At 59.9% G+C, this 8,657-nt stretch carries 8 protein-coding genes and 1 pseudogene; all 9 read right to left on the bottom strand.

Annotated elements, in window-relative coordinates; genetic code table 11:
* Positions 1 to 910 (bottom strand): annotated as a pseudogene (locus NE637_RS14865) (hypothetical protein); the annotation flags it as partial.
* Between the two features lie 274 nt (positions 911 to 1,184).
* Positions 1,185 to 1,571 carry a cytochrome c3 family protein gene (locus NE637_RS14860; protein ID WP_192112787.1) on the bottom strand — a complete coding sequence of 129 codons (387 nt, stop codon included), beginning with the start codon at positions 1,569 to 1,571 and terminating at the stop codon, positions 1,185 to 1,187.
* A gap of 97 nt (positions 1,572 to 1,668) precedes the next feature.
* Positions 1,669 to 2,448: a precorrin-3B C(17)-methyltransferase gene (cobJ, locus tag NE637_RS14855; RefSeq protein ID WP_192112788.1), complete on the bottom strand. Its 780-nt coding sequence runs from the start codon at positions 2,446 to 2,448 to the stop codon at positions 1,669 to 1,671.
* The gene (locus tag NE637_RS14850) at positions 2,445 to 3,761 is read right to left on the bottom strand and encodes a cobalt-precorrin 5A hydrolase (protein ID WP_227119450.1); all 1,317 of its coding nucleotides are present in this window, start codon (positions 3,759 to 3,761) and stop codon (positions 2,445 to 2,447) included. Before NE637_RS14850 ends, cobJ begins: the two co-directional genes overlap by 4 nt.
* Positions 3,762 to 3,788: 27 nt before the next feature.
* Complete coding sequence (gene hemL / locus NE637_RS14845) at positions 3,789 to 5,060, bottom strand: glutamate-1-semialdehyde 2,1-aminomutase (RefSeq protein WP_215648424.1); 1,272 nt, start codon at positions 5,058 to 5,060, stop codon at positions 3,789 to 3,791.
* Positions 5,061 to 5,075: 15 nt separating this feature from the next.
* Positions 5,076 to 5,555: a siroheme decarboxylase subunit beta gene (gene ahbB, locus NE637_RS14840; RefSeq protein ID WP_192112791.1), complete on the bottom strand. Its 480-nt coding sequence runs from the start codon at positions 5,553 to 5,555 to the stop codon at positions 5,076 to 5,078.
* A gap of 145 nt (positions 5,556 to 5,700) precedes the next feature.
* Positions 5,701 to 6,255: a hypothetical protein gene (locus tag NE637_RS14835; protein WP_227119451.1), complete on the bottom strand. Its 555-nt coding sequence runs from the start codon at positions 6,253 to 6,255 to the stop codon at positions 5,701 to 5,703.
* A gap of 356 nt (positions 6,256 to 6,611) precedes the next feature.
* Positions 6,612 to 8,336: a cation acetate symporter gene (locus NE637_RS14830; protein WP_227119452.1), complete on the bottom strand. Its 1,725-nt coding sequence runs from the start codon at positions 8,334 to 8,336 to the stop codon at positions 6,612 to 6,614.
* Positions 8,333 to 8,647: a DUF485 domain-containing protein gene (locus tag NE637_RS14825; RefSeq protein ID WP_215648430.1), complete on the bottom strand. Its 315-nt coding sequence runs from the start codon at positions 8,645 to 8,647 to the stop codon at positions 8,333 to 8,335. The genes NE637_RS14830 and NE637_RS14825 overlap by 4 nt, the downstream gene beginning before the upstream one ends.
* Positions 8,648 to 8,657 lie beyond the last annotated feature (10 nt).

The raw sequence follows: 8,657 nt of genomic DNA, 5'->3' as shown, positions 1-8,657 counted from the left end.
CAAGCTTGCTCTGCAAATCATCAGCGGCGGCAGCCAGCAGGCTGTCGATATCCACCCCCATGTCTGGGCTGGCAGCGGGTGCTGCTGCAGGCGCTGCTGCAGGTGCAGGTGCCGGAGCAGGAGCGTCAGCCTGGGGCGCCGGGGAGGCGGCCTGCGCAGGGCTCGGGGCCGCACCGCCTGCCACAGCAGCCAGAAGGCTGTCGAGATCATCGTTGGAAAAGGCCGGGCTTTGCGCAGCGGGCGCAACGGAAGGTGCCGCCGCAGGTTCCGGCTGTGCCGGTGCGAGGTTGGCAGCATTGAGCAGGTCATCAATATCGCTGGAGTTTCCTGTGGTCGGGGCGGTATTCACAGATGCCAGCAGTTCGTCCAGATCAGGGATACTCTCCTGCGGCTCAGCAGGCGCTTGCGGCGCGGGCGCTGCGGCGTGAAAATCGTTCAGCAGGGCGTCCACGGCATCGTCAGCGGCCTGACTTGTGGCCTGACTTGCGCTGGCAGGTGCGGCCACTTCCGGTTCCCTTTCCGCTGGCTGCGGGGGGATATCAAGGGCGTTCAGCAGATTGTCCACATCGCCCATGCCCGGCATGAGCAACTGTTCATTGGGGTCAATGGGATGATCGGTCTGCGTTGACGGAGCAGAGAAGTCCAGCGCCACGTCATTGGGGTCGCTCTGGCCTTCGTCCTTGATATCCATCTGGGCGAGCAGATCGTCAATTTCTGCATCCGCAGCACTTGAACCATCGTTGAGGCCGCGCAGGTGCGCGTTCAGCGCTTTCTGATCCGCTTCCGCCTCGGGGGCGGCAACGGCCTGGGGCTGCTCGGACGGATCGTTTGCCGGAACTTCGCCTTTTTCGATCAGTTCTGTGAGATCGATGATCTGGTCATCGGTTTCAGCGGTGTTCTTGGCAACCATGCGCCACCTCATGGGGTTATGTGCAGCGGCCAAAGGCCGGAGTCATGCAAAATACATCGTTTCATACTGCAAAAACGACAGATTTTCGTATCAGTTTATGGCAAAAGACGCAAATAGGACAAAACTCTTTGCGCCAGAATTGCCTTCTGCCGCGATTTTGCAAAAAAAGTCTGGCCGGGAAACAGTCAGGAACTGTTGTCATCAGTGGCAAGGTCGGCAAGCCAACAAAAAAGCCGCCCGGAGGCGGCTTTCGAAGCAAGACAGCCAACCAGACCTACGGATGGCACTTGGACTTGGCGCAGGCGGTCAGATCTTTCTTGAGTTCGGGCTTTTCTTCCACAACCTTGGAGTGGCAGCCGATGCAGTTGGTGTGCTTGAGCTCTTTCTTGGTGTGCACAACATAGTACAGGCTCTTTTCGCCCTGCTTGCCTGCGAGGTCATCGTGGCAACCGGCGCTGCCGCACTTGGCAAAGCTTTCCTTGCCGTCCACCTTATGGTGACAGGTAACGCACTCAACCTTGGCATGCACTGCGTGCGGGAACATAACGGTCTTTTGGGAACCCTTGAATTCCAGCGGTTTGTCCGGGGCGGCGGGCGCTGCAAGCGCGGGCAGGGCCAGGGCAAACACCATGATACAGGTAAGAACCAGAACTTTCTTCACGGCAGACCTCCTTTTGTGCGGCAGATGAGAACAAATTGGTGTGATTTTACGGCCCTCATTACGGTAAGTCAATGACTATGGAAAAATGACATTCCAACTATTTTGATAAGTTGCCGAGATTGGAAGTCTTTTTGCGCGCGTAACCTCTGGGGGTGAGCATAAAGTTCCCCAAAGCCCGGCTTTCTGCATTGCCGATAATAAGTATGGAGAGCATGTCGACCTGTTCCGGGTCGAACTGGTCAAGGCGGAGCACGCGGGCCTCCTCGCCGGGGCGAAAGGCCTTGCGCACAAGCCCTACAGGGCAGTGCGGCGCGCGGAATTGCCGGGCAATTTCAAGAGCCTGTTCCAGATGATGGGGCCGCCCCTTGGAACGGGGATTATAGATGGCGCAGACAAAATCGGCCTCAAGGGCTGCACGGAGCCTGCGTTCAATGGTTTCCCACGGCGTGAGCAGGTCGCTCAGGCTGATGCAGGCAAAATCGTGCATCAGGGGAGCGCCCAGCAGGGCTGCCGCCGCGCACACCGCCGGAACGCCGGGCACAACATTGAAGGGCACGCTGCCCACAAGGCCCCGGCTTTCCAGAATCTCGAGGGCCAGACCCGCCAGTGCATAGATGCCGGGGTCGCCAGAACAGACAAGGGCCGTAGGCTGGCCTGACAGGGCTGCGTCCACCGCTGCAGCGCAGCGTTCTTCCTCGTGCCGCATGCCGGTGCTGATGCACTGCTTGCCTGCCAGCAGCTCCGGCGGCACCAGTTCCATGTAGAGGCTGTAGCCAGCCACGCAGGATGCATTTGCTATGGCCGTGCGGGCCTGAGGGGTAAGACATGCGGCATCGCCGGGGCCGAGGCCGACAACATGCAGACTGGCTGGGTTCATCGTTCAATCCTGTCCGAGATGGCTAAGGCCAGAGTCAACTGGCCTTGCTCGATAGTTTTGGGGAGGAGCAGACGGGGCGCGCCCGCCGGAAAAATCTGCGCTGCCGCCAGCAGGGCTGCGGCTTCACACACGCTGAAAGGCGGCTGGCTAAAGCGCCTGCCCGCCGCTGCAGAGGGATTGGGCGTGGGGCAGCGCGCAAGGTCGGCGGCTTCAAAGCCGTGCAAGGGAACGCCAAGCCGCTCGGCAAGGGCCAGCAGGGCGGGCTCCTGTAATTTTTCTTTCACGGTCGCCAGCGCAGCCACAGCCAGAGGCTCAAGCCCTTGGGCCGCCAGCAGCTTGCGCGTGGCGGTTTCCACCATATCGCCGGGCGCGTTTTTGCGGCAGCCCAGACCTATCACCAGCCGGGGAACAGCCACACGCAAGATTGCGGGGCTCGGTGCAAGCCCGCGCCAGTGCGCCGCAACCAGGGGGCCCCGGTGTTCTGGCGGCGTGGCATCGGCCTCACCTGCGGGCAGGCGCTGCAACTGGGGATGATCCGGCACGGCATGGCAGGGATCCCAAAGATTCAGGCTTTCTCCTTCAATCATGGCAGCCTGCGCTGCGGGCAGGCGGTTCCAGTCCACGGGCAGCAGCCCCGCGTTGCGCAGGAGCATATCCAGCGCAGGAGCGGCCTTGCGGGGCTGCGCGTCGTCTGCGCCGGGAGTGACCGGGGCGGCAGTATCCGAAGCGGTTGTGATAACCGCCGTTGCGCCGAGCAGATGGGCCACATGGCTGGCCAGCTCGTTGGCTCCGCCCCAGTGGCCGGAGAGCAGGCTTATGACGTGCTGCCCCGCAGGGTCAATTACGACCACAGGGGCATCGGTACTCTTGTGCGCAAGCAAGGGGGCAAGCGCGCGCACGGCTATGCCCGTTGCACCGATGAAGGCATGCGCCGCAAAATTTTTATAGGTTGCCGCCAGCAGGGAGCCGATTTTTTCAAAGGGTGTAACCCCCGCAGGGCAAAACCGTGATGGGGCGAAAATTTCCACGCGGGACAGACCGGATGGCTTGCCGTGGGCTGGGTGTTCTGATGGCTGGGCCGGACGTGCGGGATACTGGAGTTGACCGGGCAGGCCCCACGGGGTGACCGCAAGGCAATCCGCCAGACGCTGCGCCAGAGGCAGGGCCGACTGGCTGAGCGCATAGCAGGCAAGTGCGGTGATTCGGCGGGGACTGTGCAAGGGGTCTCCCTCGGCGGCATGTCTGGTGCCGCGCGGCAACGGGGATACGGCGGATGCCGCTGCGTGGAAAAAATAAAGAAGGGAACCCCGCATGCGAGGTTCCCTTCGTGCTGGTTCGACTTAAAAAATGACCTTGCGGGCAGCGTCCAGAGCCTTGTTGAAATCCTCGTCCGTGTGGACAAAGGAGACCATGCCCGTCTCGTAGCCGGAAGGCGCAAGGTAGATGCCGTGAGCGCGCATCTGCTTGTAGAACGTGGTGAAAAGCGCCTGATCACACAGCGTGGCGGTGGCAAAATCCGTGACTTCCTGCTCGCTGAAATAGGGGCAGAACATGGAAGCAAGGGTGGGCATCTGAATCGGCACGCCCTTGGATGCCAGAATGTCGCGCAGTTCCATGGCAAAGGCATGGGTGCGCTTTTCAAGCGCCGCGTAGTCGGCGGTTTTGAGGTAGCGCAGGGTGGCTATGCCGGCAGCCATTGCCAGCGGATTGCCCGAAAGCGTGCCCGCCTGATATACGCCGCCTCTGGGCGCGATGAGTTCCATGTAACGGCGCTTGCCGCCAAAGGCACCCACGGGCAGACCGCCGCCAATGATCTTGCCAAAGGTGGTGAGGTCGGGATCTATGCTGAAGCGGGCCTGCGCGCCGCCAAAGGCCGCGCGAAAACCGGTGATGACTTCGTCAAAAATGAGCAGGCTGCCGTACTGGTCGCAGACGGCGCGCAGGCCTTCAAGAAAGCCGGGCTTGGGCAGCACAAGGCCCATGTTGGCGGCCACAGGCTCCACGATGATGGCGGCGATGCTCGCTCCATGCTGCTCAAAGATAGCCTTGACGGCATCAAGGTCGTTGTAAGGAGCAAGCAGGGTGTCGGCCACAACGGCTGCGGGCACGCCGGGAGTGCCGGGAATGGAGAACGTGGCAAGGCCCGAACCGGCGGCGGCGAGGAAGGGGTCGGCGTGGCCGTGGTAGCAGCCCACAAACTTGAGCACCTTGTCCCTCTTGGTGGCGGCGCGGGCCAGGCGCAGGGCGCTCATGGTGGCCTCTGTGCCGGAGTTGACCATGCGCACCATTTCAAGGCTGGGCATGGCGGCAACCACTTCTTCGGCCAGGGTTACTTCTGCCGGGCATGGAGCGCCGTAGCTGGTGCCGCGTTTGGCGGCCTCGCACACGGCCCGGGTGACGGAAGGTTCGTCATGCCCAAGGATCATGGGACCCCAGGAGAGTACAAAGTCGACATACTCGTGGCCGTCCACATCGGTAATCCGGCAGCCGTGAGCTTCAGCTATGAACAGGGGCTGGCTGTCCACGTTGTGGCAGGCGCGCACAGGGCTGTTGACGCCGCCGGGAATAACCGCGCAGGCCTTTTCAAAAAGCTGCCGAGAAGTGGTATCCATCAAAGGCTCCTTGTATCAGGCAAAATAGGTCATGGAAATTTTTTTCAGTTCCTTGAGGCTGCGCAGCACGGCATGCTCGCGCAGCAGGGTATCGCGCTTGAGGTCTTCCACCACGCCAAGACACTCGGCTTCGCTACGGCCATGAATCATGGTGTAGAGTTCATACGGCCAGTCGGGCGCGGAACTGGGGCGGTAGTAGACATGGGAGATATGGTCGTGCAGGGAGGCCTGCGTGCCGCACTGTTCCACCAGATCGGGGGCGATCTTCCATGCCACCATGGCGTTGTGCGTCCAGCCGGTTTTCTGGTGTTTGATGCTGGCTCCAAAACGGCGGATTGCCCCGGATTCCTTGAGCGAACCAAGCAGCTCAAGCACCTGGGCTTCTGTCATTCCTGCCTTTTCGGCAATATCGGCGTAAGGCGTGAGCGAATCAGGCAGATTGTCCTGCACGATGCGCAGCACTGCCTGCTCTGCGGGGGTAAACTGACGGCTCATGAATTCTCCGGTACTATGGGCTGAGGCGCTGCCTGCGGCAGGTGGGGTACATGCCGCAAGCACGGCCCCCGGGCCGTTTGCGAACCAGGGGCCGTTGCAGCAGAAGCGGATTATCTTTCTAGCGCATTGACAATAGTATTCTGCTTTAGCGTGAAAAAGAACGCGCAAACAGGTCTTGAATGGCGATACGGCCATTGTCTTCAAGAAAACGTGTGCCGGTGGCGGCAAAATGGGCATGGGTGATCATGGGTTCGGTTGTCTGGGTCCAGTTGTCCTTGTTCCAGAAAAACCAGGCATTCTTTGGCTGATCAAAAACAAGCAGGGGCTTGTTGCATATCTTGGCGAATTCCGCTCCCCACCCGGTGCCGCCCTTGACGGTGCCGTCAGGCTGGACTGCGCCGATAACGATGATCTGCTCGCCGCTGCTGACCTGCCAGCAGATGGACTGCAAGACTTTGCGGAAAAGGGGTGCGCGCGTGTATTCGCGGCTCATGAGGCGTGAAACGTAGGTCAGGCTGACATCCTTGAGGGCCAGTTCTTCAGAGGTGAGCACCCGCACGCCGCGCGTACGTTCGATCTGGTGACCTTCAAAGCTGTAGTTTACTTCTTCCATACCCCAGCTTTCGGCCAAAGCGCCGAAGAACTGCTCTGTTCCTGCGGCGCCGCCGCTGTAAAGCACACACTGGTTGGGGGTAAGCATGGATGCCCTCCTCAAAGGATTGTTGCGCCGGACAAGGGTATAAGGGCCAAAAAAACCGGCAGAAGCGTCATGAACATCATGGCAAAATTTGCAGCAGTCGGCAAGGCAAGCCCGCAAAGAAAAGCGCCGCAACCGGAATGCGTTGGCATACGCAGTCGCGCGCCGCAAAATAAGATGCCCTGCAATGCCGTGTTGCTTTTGTGGAGGTTGTTTACAAATTCGTTGAGCCTGCCCGCCCGAAAAATATCTGTTTCCGGGCGGGCAGGCTGTTTGGTGGTTTGTCTGCAAGGCAAACGCTGCCCCATGTCAGGCATTGCTGCACGGCCTTGGTATAGGGGCGTAGCGCGTTTGTCGTCTTAATGCGCCGTGGGTTTGAAAGCTCCAAGGCCGGTCTCAGACCGGATTTTCTGGTCGGCAAAAGCCTCCCGTTCCTTCTGCGCCTGCGGGGACTGATCGCATATGGACACTACCCAGATGCACAAAAAGGCCAGGGGCATGGAAAAGATGGCCGGGGAGGAATACGGAAAGGGCGCGGAGCCGGGCGGATTGCCCAGGGTTGCCACCCACACGGCATCCGAGAGCATGGTCATGACCAGCGCGGCCAGCAGGCCCGCAAAGCCCCCGGCAACAGCCCCTCTGGTGGTGCAGCCCTTCCACAATACCGAGAGGATCAGGGCCGGAAAGTTGGCCGAGGCCGCAATGGCAAAGGCCAGCGACACCATGAAGGCCACGTTCTGTTTTTCAAACACGATGCCAAGAAACATGGCGATGATGCCGAGGGCCACGGTTGTCAGCTTGGAGATTTTAAGCTCCTCGCTGGAGCTGGCCTTGCCCTTTTTGAGGGCGGAGGCGTAGAGGTCGTGCGCCACGGCAGACGCGCCGGAAAGCGTCAGCCCCGCCACTACTGCCAGAATGGTGGCAAAGGCCACCGCCGACATAAAGCCAAGAAAGATATTGCCGCCAATGGCGTTGGCCAGATGCACGGCAGCCATGTTGCTGCCCCCGCGTAAAATGCCGTTTGCATCGAGGAATTCGGGATTGGTGCTCACAAACACTATGGCCCCGAAGCCGATGATGAAGGTCAGAATGTAGAAATAGCCGATCCATGTGGTTGCCCAGAGCACGCTTTTTCTGGCTTCCCTGGCATCCGGCACGGTAAAAAAGCGCATCAGGATATGCGGCAGCCCGGCGGTGCCGAACATGAGGGCAATGCCGAGCGAAATGGCCGAAACGGGGTCTTTGACAAAGCCGCCCGGCCCCATGATGGCCGCGCTTTTTTTGATGCCCACAGCGGCGGTGAAAAGTTTTTCGGGGCTGAAACCATACTGGGCCATAACCATAAAAGCCATGAACGAGGCCCCGCCGAGCAGCAGGCAGGCCTTGATGATCTGCACCCACGTGGTTGCCGTCATGCCGCCAAAAAGCACATAGGCCATCATGAGCAGGCCCACGATAACCACCGCATAGTGGTAATCAAGCCCGAAGAGCAGCTTGATGAGCTGCCCCGCGCCCACCATCTGGGCGATAAGATAGAACAGCACCACGACAAGGGTGCCCGATGCGGCAAATATGCGCACAGGCACCTGCTGGAGCCTGTAGGCCACCACATCGGCAAAGGTGAAGCGCCCAAGATTGCGCAGACGCTCCGCCAGCATGAATGTTATGAGCGGCCAGCCCACCTGAAAGCCGATGGCGTATATCAGACCGTCAAAGCCCGTTGCCATGACTGCGGCTGAAATGCCCAGAAAGGAGGCCGCCGACATAAAGTCGCCCGCGATGGCAAGGCCGTTCTGAAAACCCGTGATGCCGCCGCCTGCCGTGTAAAAATCCGCAGCGGAGCGTGTGCGCTTGGCGGCCCACTTGGTTATCCACAGCGATGCACCGACAAAAATGGTGAACATGATGATGGCTGTCCAGTCGGTGTTCTGCTTTTGCGTTTCTTCTATGACGCCCGCCGCCAGAGTCTGACCGGGCAGAAAAGCGATAAAAAGCGCCGTGCAGAATGTTGCAGCGCTGACAGTCGGAGCGGATTTTTGTTGCCTGAGCCTATGGGAGGATGTGCAAGCGCTTATTCCCCTCATGACTGCACCTCTTTTTCAAGAATCTGCTTGAGCGCAGGGTCAAATTCGCTGTTGGCCTTGCGAACGTAGACCGCCGTAAGCACAACGGTCAGCAGAATGATGCCGATGCCAAGGGGAATGCCCCAGGTTGTTGTCATTCCGGCTGCAAGAGGCGTGGCAAAGAGCTGTTTGTCAAAGGCGACAACCAGAATAAAACCGTAATACGCGGCAAAAACCACAAGCGTGAGTCGCCAGCCAAGGGCGTTGCGCGTCTTGATCAAGTGCTGGTATTGCGCATTCTTTTCAATTCGTTGCGTCAGTTCTGAGGCCATTGTTCCCTCC

The sequence above is a fragment of the Desulfovibrio desulfuricans genome, assembly GCF_024460775.1.
Classification (GTDB): Bacteria; Desulfobacterota; Desulfovibrionia; order Desulfovibrionales; family Desulfovibrionaceae; genus Desulfovibrio; species Desulfovibrio desulfuricans_E.
The sequence above is the reverse complement of the archived record's forward strand: the minus strand, read 5'-3'. Positions and strand labels throughout refer to the sequence as shown.